Source organism: Spartobacteria bacterium UBA695, from assembly GCA_002298145.1.
Classification (GTDB): Bacteria; Verrucomicrobiota; Verrucomicrobiia; order Chthoniobacterales; family Chthoniobacteraceae; genus UBA695.
The window spans coordinates 61954-78727 of sequence record DBMP01000013.1 but is presented as its reverse complement, the minus strand read 5'-3'; the positions used below and the strand labels follow the sequence as shown (position 1 = coordinate 78727).

17 protein-coding genes are annotated in these 16774 nt (G+C 60.3%); 10 read left to right on the top strand and 7 right to left on the bottom strand.

All coding sequences use genetic code 11. The features are described 5' to 3' along the window. The first annotated feature begins 12 nt into the window (after positions 1–12). The 4 genes from B2828_RS06590 (at position 13) to B2828_RS06575 (ending at position 5339) form a co-directional block, all read left to right on the top strand. Positions 13–696 carry an acyltransferase gene (locus B2828_RS06590; RefSeq protein WP_479632908.1) on the top strand — a complete coding sequence of 228 codons (684 nt, stop codon included), beginning with the start codon at positions 13–15 and terminating at the stop codon, positions 694–696. Between the two features lie 81 nt (positions 697–777). Then, on the top strand, positions 778–1383 hold the full coding sequence (locus tag B2828_RS06585; RefSeq protein ID WP_479632907.1) for a tetratricopeptide repeat protein: 606 nt from the start codon (positions 778–780) through the stop codon (positions 1381–1383). Positions 1384–1495: 112 nt separating this feature from the next. After that, positions 1496–3139 (top strand): glycine--tRNA ligase, encoded by a 1644-nt coding sequence (locus tag B2828_RS06580; RefSeq protein ID WP_479632906.1) that lies wholly within the window; start codon positions 1496–1498, stop codon positions 3137–3139. Between the two features lie 151 nt (positions 3140–3290). Then, positions 3291–5339 (top strand): M48 family metallopeptidase, encoded by a 2049-nt coding sequence (locus B2828_RS06575; RefSeq protein ID WP_479632905.1) that lies wholly within the window; start codon positions 3291–3293, stop codon positions 5337–5339. A 51-nt stretch (positions 5340–5390) separates the two neighbouring features. Here B2828_RS06575 and B2828_RS06570 read toward each other — a convergent pair whose 3' ends face one another. The 3 genes from B2828_RS06570 to B2828_RS06560 are packed head-to-tail and all read right to left on the bottom strand — an operon-like array spanning position 5391 to position 7964. Then, positions 5391–6842, bottom strand: a complete 1452-nt coding sequence (locus B2828_RS06570; RefSeq protein ID WP_479632904.1) for a DUF4139 domain-containing protein — start codon at positions 6840–6842, stop codon at positions 5391–5393. Between the two features lie 32 nt (positions 6843–6874). Continuing rightward, positions 6875–7696: an MBL fold metallo-hydrolase gene (locus tag B2828_RS06565; protein ID WP_479632903.1), complete on the bottom strand. Its 822-nt coding sequence runs from the start codon at positions 7694–7696 to the stop codon at positions 6875–6877. Between the two features lie 31 nt (positions 7697–7727). Beyond that, complete coding sequence (locus B2828_RS06560) at positions 7728–7964, bottom strand: FmdB family zinc ribbon protein (RefSeq protein ID WP_479632902.1); 237 nt, start codon at positions 7962–7964, stop codon at positions 7728–7730. A 162-nt stretch (positions 7965–8126) separates the two neighbouring features. Here B2828_RS06560 and B2828_RS06555 point away from each other — a divergent pair, with 162 nt between their 5' ends. Beyond that, positions 8127–8825 (top strand): hypothetical protein, encoded by a 699-nt coding sequence (locus tag B2828_RS06555; RefSeq protein ID WP_479632901.1) that lies wholly within the window; start codon positions 8127–8129, stop codon positions 8823–8825. Between the two features lie 90 nt (positions 8826–8915). On the opposite strand, the gene B2828_RS06550 is transcribed toward B2828_RS06555, so the two are convergent. Genes B2828_RS06550 through rplS form a run of 3 tightly spaced genes read right to left on the bottom strand, consistent with a single transcriptional unit; the run spans position 8916 to position 10325 of the window. After that, a complete protein-coding gene (locus B2828_RS06550) occupies positions 8916–9359 on the bottom strand; it encodes a YraN family protein (protein WP_479632900.1) in 444 nt (147 codons plus the stop codon). Further along, positions 9292–9915: a ribonuclease HII gene (locus B2828_RS06545; protein WP_479632899.1), complete on the bottom strand. Its 624-nt coding sequence runs from the start codon at positions 9913–9915 to the stop codon at positions 9292–9294. Before B2828_RS06545 ends, B2828_RS06550 begins: the two co-directional genes overlap by 68 nt. Before the next feature lie 56 nt (positions 9916–9971). Next, positions 9972–10325 (bottom strand): 50S ribosomal protein L19, encoded by a 354-nt coding sequence (gene rplS / locus B2828_RS06540; RefSeq protein WP_479632898.1) that lies wholly within the window; start codon positions 10323–10325, stop codon positions 9972–9974. 117 nt (positions 10326–10442) lie between these two features. Here rplS and tadA point away from each other — a divergent pair, with 117 nt between their 5' ends. Further along, positions 10443–10952, top strand: coding sequence for a tRNA adenosine(34) deaminase TadA (gene tadA, locus B2828_RS06535; protein ID WP_479632897.1), 510 nt, complete (start codon positions 10443–10445; stop codon positions 10950–10952). Here the strand turns inward: tadA and B2828_RS06530 are convergent. After that, a complete protein-coding gene (locus tag B2828_RS06530; RefSeq protein WP_479632896.1) occupies positions 10933–11307 on the bottom strand; it encodes a hypothetical protein in 375 nt (124 codons plus the stop codon). The genes tadA and B2828_RS06530 overlap by 20 nt on opposite strands. Before the next feature lie 551 nt (positions 11308–11858). On the opposite strand from B2828_RS06530, the gene B2828_RS06525 reads away from it, so the two are divergent. The 4 genes from B2828_RS06525 (at position 11859) to B2828_RS06510 (ending at position 16767) form a co-directional block, all read left to right on the top strand. Further along, positions 11859–12638, top strand: a complete 780-nt coding sequence (locus tag B2828_RS06525) for a 3-ketoacyl-ACP reductase (protein ID WP_479632895.1) — start codon at positions 11859–11861, stop codon at positions 12636–12638. Positions 12639–12680: 42 nt separating this feature from the next. After that, positions 12681–14054, top strand: a complete 1374-nt coding sequence (locus B2828_RS06520) for a glycosyl hydrolase (protein ID WP_479632894.1) — start codon at positions 12681–12683, stop codon at positions 14052–14054. A gap of 24 nt (positions 14055–14078) precedes the next feature. Next, positions 14079–15533 carry an oxidoreductase gene (locus B2828_RS06515; RefSeq protein ID WP_479632893.1) on the top strand — a complete coding sequence of 485 codons (1455 nt, stop codon included), beginning with the start codon at positions 14079–14081 and terminating at the stop codon, positions 15531–15533. A gap of 397 nt (positions 15534–15930) precedes the next feature. Beyond that, on the top strand, positions 15931–16767 hold the full coding sequence (locus B2828_RS06510) for a sulfide/dihydroorotate dehydrogenase-like FAD/NAD-binding protein (RefSeq protein WP_479632892.1): 837 nt from the start codon (positions 15931–15933) through the stop codon (positions 16765–16767). Positions 16768–16774: the final 7 nt, after the last annotated feature.

The window sequence follows — 16774 nt, the reverse complement described above, 5'->3', positions numbered from 1 at the left end:
TTTTTGTAACGCATGACCTTCACCCCCGCCGAATACCTGGACCTGACGCGCACCGATCACCGGCCGCTTTTCGATAACATTGCCAACGTTTGGGACGCCCTGAGGCAAATCCCCACCTACCTGCAATTCCGCCTCAAGCCCGGCATCCACGGGCGCCTGATCGGCAAGCCGTTTGTCAGCACGGCCGTCTACATCGGGCCCGGCACCGTCATCGAGCAGGGAGCCATGATCAAAGGCCCGGCCTGGATCGGGGCCAACTGCGAGATCCGCAACGGCGCTTACATCCGCGAAAACGTCATCGTCGGCAACGGCTGCGTACTGGGCAACTCGTGTGAATTCAAGAACTCCATCCTCTTCGACGACGTCCAGGTACCCCACTTCAACTACGTCGGCGACTCCATCCTCGGCCACCATGCCCACCTCGGCGCGGGCGTCATCCTCTCCAACGTCAAGCTCGACCACGGCGAAGTCACCGTCACCACCCCCGAGGGCCTCGTCATCTCCACCGGCCTGCGGAAATTCGGGGCCATCCTGGGCGACCGCGCCGAAATCGGCTGCAACTCCGTCCTGAGCCCCGGCTCCATCATCGGGCGCGACACCGTCCTCTACCCCGGCAGCCAGTGGCGGGGGTGCGCTCCCGCCGAAAGCATCGTCAAAGCGCGGCAATCTTTTGAAATCGTCTCCCGGCGAGGCTAAGCTTTACCCCGTCCGAGTCAAACCACTTGAGTTTTTAAGCCGCCTCTGAAAAGTTAAACCCCTCTTTCCATCAACCACGCTATGCCCACCGACCCAGCAGAGACCGTCCATTTGAGCCCCTTGGAGATTTGGTTCATGTACAAGACCAAAATTCTCCTCTACGGCGGCATTATCCTCGCCCTCATCTTCGTCATCGTGGGCGCGCAGATCCGCTCCTACACCCGCCTGGCCAACTCCGAGGCCCTCTACGCCAAGGCCGAAACCGTGGCCGACTTCCGGGCCATCGCCGAAAACTACGCCGGAACCCCCGCCGGGGGCAACGCCTCGCTGCGCCTGGGCGAAAAACTCCGCGCCGAGGGCAAATACGACGAATCCATCGCCGCGCTGCGCCAGTTTGTCGAAAAATACCCCAAGCACCCCCTCGCCGCGGGCGGCTGGACCAGCCTGGGCGTAACCTATGAGAAACAGGGCAACATCGACCAAGCCCTCGCCGCCTATGCCGACGGCATTACCAAGTACCCCGACGCCTACACCACCCCGCTGGCCATGATGGCCCAGGCCCGGCTCAACCTGGAGAAAGGCAACAAAGACGAAGCCCGCCGGATCTACACCGACGTCACCGCCCGCTTCGGCCAGACCCTCTACGCCCAGGAAGCCATGCGCGCCCTGCACTTCATCCAGAAGTAACCACCGGCCCCCTCTCTTTCCTCAAAGGCGCAAAGGGAAACCTCTCTTTGCGCCTTTTTCGTCGATTTCCATCTTGCCAATCGTCGGCCGGGATGGTGGGTTTAAGGACTTTATGAGTCAGCCCGCCCCGCAATCCGCAAAACCGTCCGACAGGATGGAGAAAATCGTGTCGCTGTGCAAACGCCGCGGCTTCATCTTTCAATCCAGCGAAATCTACGGCGGCATCAACGGCTTCTGGGACTACGGTCCACTCGGAGCCGACCTCAAGCGCAACGTAAAGGACCTCTGGTGGAAGAGCATGACCAAGCTGCGCGACGACGTCGTCGGCCTGGACGCCAGCATCATCATGCACCCGGCCATCTGGAAAGCCTCCGGCCACTGCGACACCTTCGCCGACCCGATGGTCGACTGCCTGCTGACCAAAAAGCGCTTCCGGGCCGACCAGATCGAGCCCCAGAGCGGCATCGTCTTCTTCTATTCCGGCGCAAAGGACGAAACGAGCGGCAAAGTATGTAACGAGCCCTTCTCCGTCCTCCTGGCCGCTGGCAAACCGGCCGAAAGCGCCCGCAAAGTCGCCACCCAGTTCTACGCCCAGCGCGGCCTGGAAAACCCCGCCCTCCAGGGCGAGCAGACCGAGAAAGTCGAGAACTCCGTCAAATACAACCCCGAGAACGGCGCGCAGCTCACCGAACCGCGCATGTTCAACCTGATGTTCAAGAGCCACGCGGGCCCCGTGGAGAGCGAGGAAAACGCCGTCTACCTCCGCCCGGAAACCGCCCAGGCCATCTTCGTCCAGTTCAAGAACGTGCTCGAAACCTCGCGCCAGAAGGTCCCCTTCGGCATCGCGCAGATCGGCAAAGCGTTCCGCAACGAAATCAACCCGCGCAACTACACCTTCCGCTCCCGCGAGTTCGAGCAAATGGAGCTGGAATTCTTCATCAAGCCCGACGAAGTCGTCGAGAAACAGTGCGGCACAGTCGCCTCCCTGCCCGCCGAGGGCGAGCCGACCGACCCGCCCCAGGCCAACTGGGGCTGGGAAGTATGGCACAAATACTGGGTGGAAGCCCGGATGCGCTGGTATGAGTCGATCGGCCTGGGCCGCGACACCCTGGAGCAATACTGGCAGAAGAAAGACGAGCTCGCCCACTACGCGCGGGCCTGCGTCGATATTCTCTACAAATTCCCCTTCGGCACCCAGGAACTCGAAGGCATCGCCGCCCGTGGCAACTTCGACCTGACCCAGCACCACACGCACTCCGGCAAGTCGATGGAATACTTCGACCAGGAAGCCAACGCCAAGTACATCCCGCACGTCATCGAGCCCTCCGCCGGGGTCGACCGCCTGCTGCTGGCGCTCATCTGCAACGCCTACGACGAAGAGGAAGTTACCGACGAAAAGGGCAAGACAGAAGTGCGCACGGTCATGCGCTTCCACCCGCGCGTCGCCCCGATCAAAGTCGGCGTCTTCCCGCTGCTGCGCAACAAACCGGCGCTAGTGGAGAAAGCGCTGGAAGTGCGCGACCTGCTGCGCCCGCACATGAACGTCTTCTACGACGACGGCGGGGCCATTGGCCGCCGCTACCGCCGTCAGGACGAAGCCGGGACACCCTTTGGCGTCACGATCGACTTCGACACCATCGGCGAGAACGGCTCCGCGCTGGAAGGCACCGTCACGCTGCGTCACCGCGACTCGATGAAGCAAGAGCGCGTGAAGATCAGCGACCTGCTCTCGCTTTTGCTCCCACAGGTTCAATAACGACCAGGGGCCAAACCCATTCAGTAACCCTCGTTTCCGAGTTTCGGGAACGAGGGTTCTTTTTTTGCCAGGCATGTCACGATTTCATGGCTCGCCGGTTTCACCTTGTCCCCCTCGCCCACTGGCATCTATCCTGCTCATGAAAAATCATATGGAAAAAGATTCAGTGACGGCACAGGGAACGCAGCAAACCCCAAGCATCAGAAAAGCCTGGTGGCTGGCTCTCCTTTTCAGCCTCGCGATTCCAGTTTGCGTCCTGGTCTTTTTCCTCGTGGCACCGCATTGGCTGAACGCGAAAATCCGGCAGGAAATCGCCCACGATCTTCGGGAAGCCCGGGATCTCACCCCCCAGGCGCAAGCGCGGCAAATCGCCCTCTTTTCCAAGCTCGATTTCAACCGGATTTGCCTGGAAAAGCCACAACAGTACACGGGGCTCGAAGAAATGTTCGAGCGCTCCGGCACCGCTGGAAATTTCCGGCGGTTGCGCTGGGGGCTCTATGGTTCCGGCGCGCTGCTGGTCGCCCTGGTGGCCTCGCTCGGCAGCGTCCTTTGGCTCAACCGCCGTGCCCGGCAAAACCCCGGCCGCCTGATTTCCTCGTTCCGCCTCGGCTGGCGTCTCAGCATGGGAACGGCCCTTTTGGAACTTCTCCTATTGGTGCCCCTCCTGAGCTACGCGCTCTTTGAATTCTCCGTTTTGCTAATGGAGCAGTTCTTTGTAAAGCTGCTCATTATCCTCATTTCCGCCGGGGGCTATGCCCTCTGGTTCAGCATCAAAATCCTCCTCAAACACGTACCCCTGGAGTTCGAGGAAACGCTCGCCCGCGAAGTCACTCCCGCCGAAGCCCCCGCGCTTTGGGCCGCCGTTCGCGAGGCCGCGCAGCGCCTGCAAACCGCACCGCCGGACCACATCATCATCGGCATGCAGCTCAACTTTTACGTGACGGAAATGAACGTCAAGCTTGCCAGCGGCGAAATGCGCGGGCGCACGCTCTTCCTCTCGCATCCGCTCATCAAATACCTTTCCGAAACCGAAACGCTCTCGGTCGTGGGGCACGAACTCGGCCACTTCATCGGCGAGGACACCCGCATCGGACGGGAATTTCACCCCATGAAGTTCAAAGCGAACGCCACCATGGCCACGCTGCACGGCGCGGGCTGGACGGGCTGGACAAGCCTGCAACTGCTGCGTTTCTTTACGATCTGCTTTGCCGAAACGGAACAAGCGGCTTCGCGGCGGCGCGAGTTTCTGGCCGATCAGCACTCCGCGGCATTAACCTCCGCGGAGACCGTCGCGCGAGCCCTCATCCGGGTGGATGTATTCTCGGCCGCTTTCGAAATAGCGCTGGAGGAGGCCGTTCGCAACCAGGGATGCTCGCCGCTGGAAGCGCCGCTGCGGGCCGTGGTGGCAAACCGGCTGATTCCCGAGAAGGCCTTCTGGAAAAATCTCTTCCAGGCCCGGCAAGCCCACCCGCTGGATTCCCATCCCTCCCTGCAAGCCCGCCTGGATGCCTTGAACCAAAAAGTCTCCGCTGAACAGGCCAAGTCCATCGCCTTGATCGACGAGCCAAGCGCATTCGAGCAGTGGCTCGGGCAAGCGGATGGGCTTTTCGCCGAAGTCAGCAACAGCGCGCAGGCCGCCGTCCGTCAAATGCAGCATCAAACGGAAGTCGTAAAGGCCGACGCGCGCACGGAATCCGGCAGAACCCTGCTCGAAGCCCATTTTCCCGAAACGCGCTGGAATGCAAAATATCCGATTGAAGCCGTCGTCTGGCTGGTCCTCGGCGGTCTGGCGCTGGCAGGGGCTTTCGGGGATTTAGTCATCGAATGGCATTTCAACCCCTTCATCTACATCGCCGGGCCCCTGGGAGCTGTTTTTCTTCTTAAAGGGGCCAGCGTTTGGAAGCATCACAAAAACGCCGCTTTGATTCTCGACAGCCAGGGGCTCCGGTACACCGCCTGGGTACGAGCCCTCGCTTTTGAGGACGTAGAATCCATCTCCGCCGTAAGAGCAGCCCAGGGACTGATCATGGTGTTAGGGCTCAAAAAAGCGCAGCAGCCCATCTGGAAATACTCGCTGCCGATCCCGCGCAAAACCGTCACCTTTCGTCTTTCGCGCTTGGAGGGCGACTCCCTGGCGATCATTCAAACCGTTGCGTCTTATCTGACGCGCCAACTCGCCCCCAAAAACGTGCGGCGGTAATCGGCAGCTTCACAACAGCCCTCGTCTCCAAACTCCGCACCGCCACAGATATTACCAAGTATAGTGCGCGGTGTAGCTGAGCTTCTTCTCCTCGTCGGGCTTGACCTGTACGCGGAACTCGATTACCTGCGCCGCCGTTTTAGTGAACGGCTCCGACGGCTTCACGATCTCCCACGTGGTCCAGCGGAAGAGGTGCTCGATCACCTTGATTTCCACCGGCTCTTTCTTGTGGTTGCGCAGCGTGATCTCAACCGTTTCATCCACAAAATGCTCGCGGTCGTTGCGCACAAAATTGGTGCGGCGGCGCTCACCCGTCAGGTCAAACGCGTTGCCAGTAAAGATGCGCAGCGTTTCGTCCTTGGGCGTGTGGTCGATCTCGTTCTCGCCCGTGAACTCCGGCGTGCCGTCGGCGTCCTGTTTGTAAAAGCGCACGCGGCCTTTCGGCAACGGCAGGCCGAGGTGATTGGCTTCCGAGTTTTTAATCTCACGCATCACGGCCACCTTGGTGTCGGATTGGGTGCCGAGGCCCTCGTTGTTGCGGCGATTTTCCATCGGCATGACGGCCAAGCCGTAAAGCGCCAGCCCATCGTAAATGTAGACCTTTTTGGCCTGCACGCCCGGCGCGCGAATGAACTCGACTTGCTTGGTCTCGCGGTCGCGCAGCGTGACGCGATTTTCGAGCGTGTAGAGGTGATATTCGTCGAAGGCTTTTCCCGTAACCGCCGGAGACTCCGCCGACGCGCCCATCACTTCGGCTTTCCCGAGTATCAAGGGTGCTCGATCGCGACGCTGAATTTTACTGACATCCCCAGCCATCAGCCGAACGCGCGTATCATTGAAGGTCTTGCCGCTCTGGTTCTCGAACGTTACCCACCCAGTAATATCCACGATGTCGCCCTTTTCCGCTCCGAGAATATTGTAATCCGCCTTCCACGTCAGCCCGCCGGTGATGTACGCCAGCTCGGCGTCGAGCTTGGCAGCCTGCGGGACGTTGATTGCCCAGGCGAGCGTTGGCTTGAGCACGGTGTCGTCAGCCAGCGCGGGGAATACCGGCTCGCCCGGCAGGCTGAATTGCAGCTTGCCGTCCACTTCGATGATCGGCTGGCCCGCCGCGCCGCCCTGGCCCTGGTAGCCGCTGCGGATGACCTTCCCCTGCACGGTTTTCTTTTGGCCATTCCCGGTGTCGGATTGAAATTCGATGGTCTTACCCTCGTTGAGCGAAAGGAGCATCCCCTGCGAAACGGGGTCGTTGCGGTAGCTTTGCTCCAGGATTTGCAGCGGCACTTTTCCGGAGGGATCGCGCAGGATTACCGAATCGGTTTCCACCTGCGCCGTGGTATCCGCGAACTGGGCATGGTTGAGCCCGGCCTTGAGATCGAGCGGCACGGTGTCGCGCACCACGGCAAAGTTCTGGTTATAAATCGTGAGCGAAAGCGCCGGTTCCGCGACGGCACCGTTCGCCGCAGCCAACGCCATGGCGCAGACAAGGGAGAGCTTTTTCATGGGGGAGAGTCCTTACTTGTATAGTCCCGAATTTATTCCGGCCCATTCCCCATGGCGAAAAACGGATTGTGCGCCCGTTCCTCGGCCACGGTCGTCAGCGGGCCGTGCCCCGGACAAATGACCGTCTTTGCGGGCAGTGTCAAGAGATTCTCCCGGTTGGTGCGCAGCGCATCGGCGTAGGAAACCATCGCGCCGCCCATGGACCCGGCAAAAAGTGCATCGCCCACCACCACCACCGGCCGATCCAAACCGTAAACCGCGTAGCTCGTACCGCCGCGCGTATGGCCGCAGGTTAAGAGCGTCTCGATACGCAGCGGCCCGCATTCGAACCCCCGCCCGTCCTCGAACCCTCGCGCGCCATGCATCGGCTCCCGGTCCGAGACCCACGCCGTGGCCCCCGTGGAGCGCGTCAAGTTTTCCACATCGCCCACATGATCCCCGTGGGTGTGAGTCAAAAACACGCCAAAGAGCGACAGCGACCGCGCGCGCAGAAACTCAAGGATCGGCGTGGCATCCGCGCCGGTATCGAACGCCGCCGCCTTGCCGCTCGTCTGGTCATATACCACATAGGCATTCACGCGCATCCCGCCGTAGCGCGTGGTAAAAGCCTCCAGCCCGGGAACGGAGATCGGCGCGGGCCGGTACTCCGGTAGCGCCGCCAACACCCCCGCGTCGAGATGCAACACCGGGGCGACCATGCGGAGAATCCCGGCATCGAAAACCTCGGCTTTAATATCGGCCAACTGTTCGCGCGAAATTCCGGCGCGTGTCGCCAGTTCGGAATCCGACAGCCCCAACCCGCGTTGTGCCTTCGACACGACATCGGCAAAATTGTCTTCCATCGGTTGTTGCATGGGTGCCTCCGTTAGTATCTCTTCGAATCCGCTAGTGAGCGTGGCCGCAGGCGCAGCCGCCACCGCAGCAACCGCCACGCGGCGCGGGCTCCCCGCAAGGGGCCATAACCGTGGCCGTTTTAACGATCATTCCATAGCCGCCTGATATAACCCGGCGCACCGGTTTCCCCGTTTCCGGATGAAGCGTCAGCGCATTATCTTTCATGCTCTGTTTGATTTCAAACCGCTCGCGCGGCTCATCAACCGTTTCATAAATGTAAGTAGGCATACGCCTATTATTGAACAACAAACCGCCCCAATCAAGCCTCGCAAACAGGCTTCACGCAAACTAGCTTTCCTAAACATTTAAACAAAAACACAACGTTTATTTTCATCATTTGAAAAAAATAAACTTGCTAGCTATCAACTAGTTTGCAAAATCATAACCAATATGAAGTCTAAGAACACCCGTATTGCACGCCTTAAGGAAGTAATCGCCCTTGAGGAGAAACGTGCCGCATTGCAAAGCCATATTGCCACTATCAATCAACGGCTTTCGACAATTCAAAATGAACTATACGGGGCCGCTGCCCGCCGGGCCGCTGTAAAGGAAGAACGCAAAGCCTTGCAGAAATTGCCTAAGCGCGGACGCAAAGGCCGCGGCGAACTCGCCGGCGATATCCTCGAAGTGCTCCAGGCCTCTGGCCGCGCGGGCGTCAGCGTCAAGGAGCTGGCAGAACGCATCGGCGTCAAAACGGCCAATATTCATTCCTGGTTCAGCGCTAATATTAAAAAGATTAACGCCCTAAAGAAAGTTGGCGAAGCTCGCTATGCGCTTTTAGGCAATGTGGAAACCGCCCCCAAGGCTGCCGTGAAAGCCAAGGGAAAACAAAAGACAGCAGCCAAAGCAGCCAAGCCCGTCAAAGCGGTTAAGACCCGCAAACGCAAAGTCGCTCGCGGCGCGCTCAAAGACCAAATCCTTAAGGAATTGACGCAAGCAGGCGCGGAAGGAATCTCCATTAAAGATCTCGCCGATAAAATTAACGCCAACTACAAGAACCTCTATGTTTGGTTCGTGACCACCGGAAAGAAGATTTCCGGAATCAAGAAAGTCGGCCCGGCTCAGTACAAGCTGGAAGCCGCCGCTTAAGCACTTGAGCGCTTAAGTATTAAGATTTAGTTAAGCTATCAAAAAGCTATCCAAGCCTTGCCGCGATTTCGATCCGGCAAGGCTTCTTTTTTACCCAATATAGGGTTCCGGCAGCGTGAAGGCGTTGCGGATCAACGTCACCTCTGCCTCGGCTGCGACCATGCGCACTTCCACGATGTCGAAGCGGTAATAAATGTCCGGGTGGTGCAGCAGGCGCAGCCACTCCAGAGCGCCGCGTGCGATGAGGCGCTCCTTTTCCCGCGTCACCGCTTCAGCCGGAGAGCCAAAGGCCTCGGAGGTGCGCGTCTTGACCTCCGCAAACACCAGCGTATCGCCCTCGCGGCAAACCAGGTCCACCTCCCCGCCATGCGGCGCGCGGAAGTTGCGATAGAGGATCTTGTAGCCCGCGCGCTTCAAGTAACGCTCGGCAATCCGCTCCCCCTCGCGGCCCAGCCGGTGGCGCGGGTCAGAAGAGGTCGAGCTGCGCTTGCTTGACCGGAAGAAAAGTGCGGCGATGGATTGGACAAGGCCCATGGGCTTTAAGCATAGCAAGATGATCCTCAGTTCCATAGCCTTTGTGTTGGGCAAAATGGTACTCGGGGTAACACGCGTCCATCTCCAGCATGATATGGTCCCGCGTGACCTTGGCGATGATGCTCGCCGCGGCGATGGAAAAGCTCAGCGCATCACCTTTGACCAGCGCCGTCTGCGGGACGGGAAACGGGCGCACCGGCAGGCCGTCGATCAACGCGTGCTGCGGGACCACGGAAAGCGCGGTCACGGCGCGGCGCATCCCCTGGTGGGTGGCGCGCAGAATGTTGATTTTGTCGATCTCCTCGTGATCGACCACCGAAACCGCCCAGGCGATGACGGCCCCGGGGGCGGTCAACTCGGCAAAAAGCTCCTCGCGAACGGCGGGGCTGAGCTTTTTGGAGTCGGTAAGGACCTTGTGCTTAAAGCCCTCGGGTAAAACGACAGCGGCCGCGACCACTGGACCAGCCAGCGGACCGCGGCCTGCTTCGTCAATGCCAGCGATGATCTCGATGCCTTCTTTACGAAGGAGGCGCTCATGGCGTAGAGAGCACCGCATGGCGATTGGAAAGGGAGTAATCCCCTAAAAACCTACAAATTACCTACAAGAACCGGCTAGTTCACCGACTTCTCGCGGACGGCCATGGCTTGCTTGCCCTTGCGGTCGCGGAGGTAGTTGAGCTTGGCGCGGCGAGCGATACCAGCTTTCTCGACCTCGATCTTGGCGATACGGGGCGAGTGAACCGGGAAAACGCGCTCGACACCTTCGCCGTAGGAAATGCGGCGGACGGTGAAGGAGGCGTTGAGATCGAATCCCTTGCGGGCGATAACGATGCCGGTGAAAACCTGGATGCGTTCCTTGTCGCCTTCAACGACGCGGGTGTGAACGCGGACGCTGTCGCCGACCTTGAAGGAGGTTACTTCGGGTTTCAGTTGTTCTTTCTCAATGGTCTGGATGATGTTGCTCATGGTCGTGGCGTCTCTAACGTAAAAAATTCGGAAAAGAGCCGGGTTATTTACCGCATTCTGGGGGTTTGGCAAACATAAATCGCTCCCCAGGGCGAAAATTCATGCTAAATACGGGGGATGGAACCTTTTCCCGACTCCGAACCGATCATCGACCTCCACAGCGACGCCTACTTCATGGGCGAGGCGCTGCGGCAGGCGCACCGTGCGGCGGCGGCGGACGAGGTGCCCATCGGGGCCGTGGTAACGCACCAGGGGAGGGTCATCGCGCGGGCATTCAACCAAGTGGAGAGCCTCAACGATGCGACGGCGCATGCGGAGATGCTGGCCATCACCCAGGCCGAGAGCGTGATGGGCAACTGGCGGCTCAACGAATGCGAGCTCTACGTGACCAAGGAGCCATGCCCGATGTGCGCGGGGGCGATCGTACACGTACGGTTCTCGCGGATCATTTTCGGCTGCCCGGACCCCAAAGGCGGCGGCGCGGGTGGGCATTTTAATATCGTCCAGAGCCCGAATTTGAACCACCGGTGCGAAATCACCCAAGGCGTGCGGCTGGAAGAGTGCCGGGATTTGCTGAAGGGGTTCTTCGCGGCGAAACGGCGGGGCATTACGCCTTGCATCGAATGATCTCCCAACACTCGAAGAGAACCGCCGTTCCATCGGCCAAAATCACCTCGACTTTTTTCGGATTAGCTCCGTAGCAGTCCGATAGCCGAACGTAACCGGAAGGGCCGAGGAGCATCACTGCCAGCGAATCTCCGAAAGAGAGTTTTCGCGGTAGCTCAAGCGGGCGAAACCACTCTTTGCCGCCAACTTCAACGGCTGGGTGGAACTCATCATTGATCGTTAACCCGGCGATCACCGCTTCCCCACCCACATTGGTAATTCGCAGCTCTGAAAAAATGCCGTAGTCGTTGTGGTGAACGGCAAATGGCTTCTGGGGATTCTGAGGGATGGTGCAGGTATTCTTCCGTGGTTTCATAGTGGCAACCGAAAATAGGGTGCGGCCCTTCCGCGCCGTACTCGCGAGGGCCCTCAGAAGGCCTTGAAGGATACGACACATCGGAGCCGCACCGATCTTTCGGTGCGACTATGCATGTGCGGCCTTCTTAAATTTCTGAGGTTTTCGCGGTCCGCCCCTGCTTTCGCAGTTAAAATGTAAGGCGACAGGGTCGCAGAGGGGCAAAACAGGGTCAATCTTTTTCCCTCTCGTGAGCTCCTCCTCCCAACCCCCTCTGTCTTTCCCTCCGCGCTCTCTGTGTCCTCTGACTCGAAAATAGGTGTCCTATAAAAAAGGCAGAGGACTCACGCAAAGACGCAAAGGCGCAAAGAGTCCTGCCTTTCTTTGCGCCTTTGCGCCTTTGCGTGAGTATCAATATTCCCCCTCTTTTTTCATGCCGCGTGGCCCCCCCCTGCGGGGCATGGGAATTTGTGGTGAAATCTTCCCCGACCCCCACTTTGGGTGATTTTGTGCTAATAAAATCCCCGCTGGTGCTAGCACGGTTTCGTCCAAGGTCGTAAGCTAATGGCATCATGAAACCCGTTTCCCTCATTACCGGTTCCTCTCGCGGCATTGGCCGGGGAATCGCCCTGGAACTCGCCAAAGCTGGCTCCCACGATATCGTGGTCAATTACGCGGGCAATGAGGCGGCGGCCCAGGAATGCCAGCAGCTCTGTTTGGAGGCCGCGAAGGGGCAGATCCGGGTGGAAATCGCCCAGGGGGATATTTCCAAGACCGAGGACCGCGCGGCGCTCGTCGATTTCGTGAGCTCCAATTTCGGGCGGCTCGATGTGCTCGTCAATAACGCGGGCGTTGCCCCGAAGGTGCGCGAGGACTTGCTTGAAGCCTCCGAGGAAAGCTTTGACCGGCTGGTTTCCATTAATTTAAAGGGCCCATACTTCCTCACCCAGCTAGCGTCCAAGCTCATGCGCGAATCGGCCCCGCTGGAGGGCGCGCTGAAGTCCGTCGTGACGGTTTCCAGCATGTCGAGCTTCGTGGCTTCGGTGAACCGGGGCGACTACTGTATTACGAAAGCCGGGCTCTCGATGATGACCAAGCTTTACGCCGCGCGCCTGGCCGAGTTCGGCATTAACGTCTACGAAATCCAGCCCGGCATCATCGCCACGGACATGACCGGGACGGTGAAGGAAAAATACGACCGGCTTTTCGCAGAAGGCATTACGCCGATCAACCGCTGGGGGCTGCCCGCCGACATCGGCAAGGCGGTCGTCGCCATCGCCAGCGGCCTCTTCCCCTACTCCACGGGGCAGGTGTTCAAGGTCGACGGCGGCTTCCACATTCAGCGGCTCTAGGCACCTCCAGGTTTTTTCTCCCCCCAAAAAAAATAATATCCCATGATCGAAATTAAGAACCAGCTCCGGCCCGCCGATCTCTGCGGCAAGATCCAGACCCTCTGGGAAGCCTCGGCTCCCAAGATCCTCTCCATCGATAAGGACGACGTGCCGGGAGCCGCCACGCCGGTCTTCACGGTGAAGGGCAAGTACACCGCACGCGGCTGGACGGAGTGGACGCAAGGGTTCGTCTACGGCTCGGCGCTCTATCAGTTCGACGCCACGGGGGACGAGGCGTTCCTGGAGCTCGGGCGCGAAAAAACGCTGACCAGGATGGCCCACCACATCACCCACACGGGCGTCCACGATCACGGGTTCAACAACGTCAGCACCTACGGCAACCTGCTCAGGCTCGTCAACGAGGGGAAAATCGCCGCCGAGGGACGCGAAAAGCAGCTCTACGAATTGGCGCTCAAGTGCAGCGGGGCGGTGCAGGCCTCGCGCTGGAGCAAAATCGCCAACGGCGAGGGCTACATTTACTCCTTCAACGGCCCGCAATCCCTCTTTGCAGACACCATCCGTTCACTCCGTGCGCTGGCGGTCTCCCACAAACTCGGCCACGTGCTGATGGGCGAACGCGATGCGAAAATCTCGCTTCTCGAACGCCTCATCTTCCACGCCCGGACCACGGCCGCATACGCCGTGTTCTACGGCGAGGGGCGCGATGCCTACGATGTGCGGGGCCGCACGGCGCACGAGAGCATTTTCAATATGAATGACGGCAATTTCCGTTGCCCGAATTCGCAGCAGGGCTACTCGCCCTTTACCACCTGGACGCGCGGGCTTTCCTGGATTCTCCTGGGCTACCCCGAGCAGCTGGAATTCCTGGCCACGCTCTCCGACGCCGAGCTGGAGCCCTTCGGAGGCCGCGCCAAGATCGAGGCCGAGTTCCTGCGCCCCGCGCTCGCCACCGCCGATTTCTACCTCGACGAAACGCCCACCGACGGCATCCCGTACTGGGACACCGGCGCGCCGCTGCTTTATAAACTGGGCAACTACCTCGACCGCCCGGCCGAGCCGTACAACGACTACGAGCCCGTGGACAGCACCGCCGCCGCGATCAGCGCGCAAGGCCTCCTGCGCCTGGGCCATTACCTCACCGCGAAGGGCGACGCCCGGGGCGAACGCTACTGGCAGGCGGGGCTCACCACCGCCGAGACGCTCTTTGGCGAACCCTACCTCAGCCGCGACCCGAACCACCAAGGCCTGCTCCTCCACTCCGTCTATCACCGCCCGAACGGCTGGGACTACATCCCCGACGGCCAGAAAGTGCCCAACGGCGAGTCGAGCATGTGGGGCGATTACCACCTGCGCGAACTGGCCCTCTACATTCAGCGCGCCGCCAGCAACGAACCTTACCTGACCTTCTTCGCCTAAGCCTCCCCCACCTCCTCTCCTTCTATGAAAATCACCCGCATTCCCCTCCTCCGCACGGTCGAGCAATTCCGCCAATACGTCGCGGAACTGGGCATCGACCTCCAGATCGAAGACAGCATCGCCGTGGGAAGTGACTCCCCGCTGGCGAAGCCGATTCCCTGGAACGGCCGCACCATCGGCAATAGCTGGACGATCCACCCGATGGAAGGCTGGGACGGCACGACGACCGGCGGCATCACCGAGCCGATGGTCCGCCGCTGGGAACGTTTCGGCGAAAGCGGCGCAAAGCTCATCTGGGGTGGCGAGGCCATGGCCGTGAAGCCCGAGGGCCGCGCCAATCCGAACCAGATCATCATCAACGAGGAAAATAAAGCGGGCATCGCCAAGCTGCGCGAAGCGGCTGTGGAGGCCCATCAGAAAGGCTTTGGCAACACCGACGACCTCATCATCGGCTTCCAGCTCACCCACTCCGGCCGCTTCTGCCGCCCGAACGATAAGAAGAAGCTCGAAAGCCGCGTGGCCTACCGCCACCCGATCCTCGACAAAAAATTCAACGTCACCAGCGACGCGCAGATCATGACGGACGACGAGGTGGAGCGCCTCGTGGAGGATTACGCCCGCGCGGCCAAGATCGCCTGGGAAGTCGGCGCGGATTTCGTGGATGTAAAGCATTGCCACGGCTACCTGCTCCACGAATTCCTCTCCGCCCACACACGCCCCGGCAAATACGGCGGCTCGTTCGAGAACCGCACCCGCCCGTTGCGCGAGATCGTCGCCGCCATCCGCGCGGTGGCTCCGAAGCTCGGCATCGGCGTGCGCCTGAGCGCGTTTGACGTGGTCCCCTACAAGCCGAACCCCGAGGCGGCCGAACCCGGCAAGCTCGGCCCCGGCATTCCCGAGGATTTCTCTCACTGTCTGCCGTACCGCTACGCGTTTGGGGTCAATCAGGAGAACCCGCTGGAATACGATCTCACCGAACCGCTCCAGTTCCTGGATCTACTGCGCCAGTTGGACATCCGGCTCGTCAATCTCTCGGCGGCCAGCCCGTACTACAATCCGCACATCGGGCGTCCGGCGGGCTACCCGCCCTCGGACGGCTACCAGCTTCTGGAAGACCCGCTCGTCGGCGTGGCCCGTCAGCTCAATGTCGTTAAGGAGCTGAAGGCGAAGTTCCCGGACCTGATCCTGGTCGGCACCGGCTACAGCTATTTGCAGGAATACATGCCACATGTGGCTCAGTACTACCTGCGCCACGGGTATGTGGACAGCGTGGGCATTGGCCGAGCGGTGCTCTCTTATCCGCGCATGTTGGCTGACGCGGTGGAAGGCAAGCCGTGCGAAACGCGCATGGTCTGCCGCACGTTCAGCGACTGCACGACGGCTCCGCGCAACGGCCTGCCAAGCGGCTGCTACCCGCTGGATCAATTTTACAAGTGCTCGAAGGAAGCCCCTTCGCTCAAGGAGATTAAGAAGCGGTAAGGCCGACAATTCTTTTAGCCAATCCATTTAGAGCCAATTCAGTCAGTTGGACCGGGGGAAGAGGCGGGGGATATGCCTCTTCTCCCGGTTTCCCCAGCCTGAGGCTGGACCCATTACGCGCTACCGCGCGATAGCGTCGGCTTACGCCCGCCGCCTCGACCCGTGCGCGCTTTCCATTTCTGCGGCTTTCATTAGCCTCCTGGTTACGAATCTCCAGATTCGTAACGCCCTTGTCTGGGAATCTCTGATTCCATCACCTCACGCAACGAATCAAAGATTCGCAGACAGAAGACGTTCCCAATCGGGAGATTGGGAACGAGGAAAATGGATCAAACGGCACGTTTGCACGTTTGGATTGCCTCGCTCTCCCGATGAGGCTACCTTCACCTACCCTTCTATGCATCCGATCCTGGCCAAAAAACAGCTCAGCCCCAACGTCACCCGCCTCGACGTACAGGCAACGCGCATCGCCGAAATCAAGAAACCGGGGCAGTTCGTCATTGTCCGGGCCGCCGAGGGAGCCGAACGCATCCCCCTCACCATCGCCGACGCCGATCCGCAGGCAGGCACGATTTCGTTGGTCATCCAGGCCGTCGGCAAATCAACCAAGGAGCTGGTGGCCCTGGAAGTCGGCGAAGCAATTCGCGACGTTTCCGGCCCGCTGGGCCACCCGACCGAGCTGATCGAAAAGGGCAAAGCGCTCTGTATCGGCGGCGGCGTTGGCACAGCCGTCGTTCACCCCATCGCCAAGGCTCTGGCCGCGCACGGCGTGCAGGTCGTCAGCGTCATCGGCGGCCGCTCCAAGGAGTGGGTCATTTTCGAAGAAGAACTCCAAAAGTGCGGCGAAGTCATCGTCTGCACCGACGACGGCAGCCATGGGCGCAAGGGTTTCGTGACCGACGCGGCCAAGGAAGTGCTGGAAAAAGGCGGCGTGGATATCGTCTACGCCGTGGGCCCGGTGCCGATGATGCGCGCCGTCGCCAACCTCACGCGCCCCTTCGGCGTGCACACCATCGTTTCGCTCAACCCAGTGATGGTCGACGGCACGGGGATGTGCGGCGGCTGCCGCGTGGACGTGGGCGGGGAAACGAAATTTGCCTGCGTGGACGGCCCCGAGTTCGACGGCCACCTCGTCGATTTCGAGCTGCTGTGGGACCGCCTCGGCACCTACCGCGAATTCGAACAACGCGCCGCCAGCGCCTGCGCCGATGGCGACTGCCGCATCCGAAAGTAAACCTCCA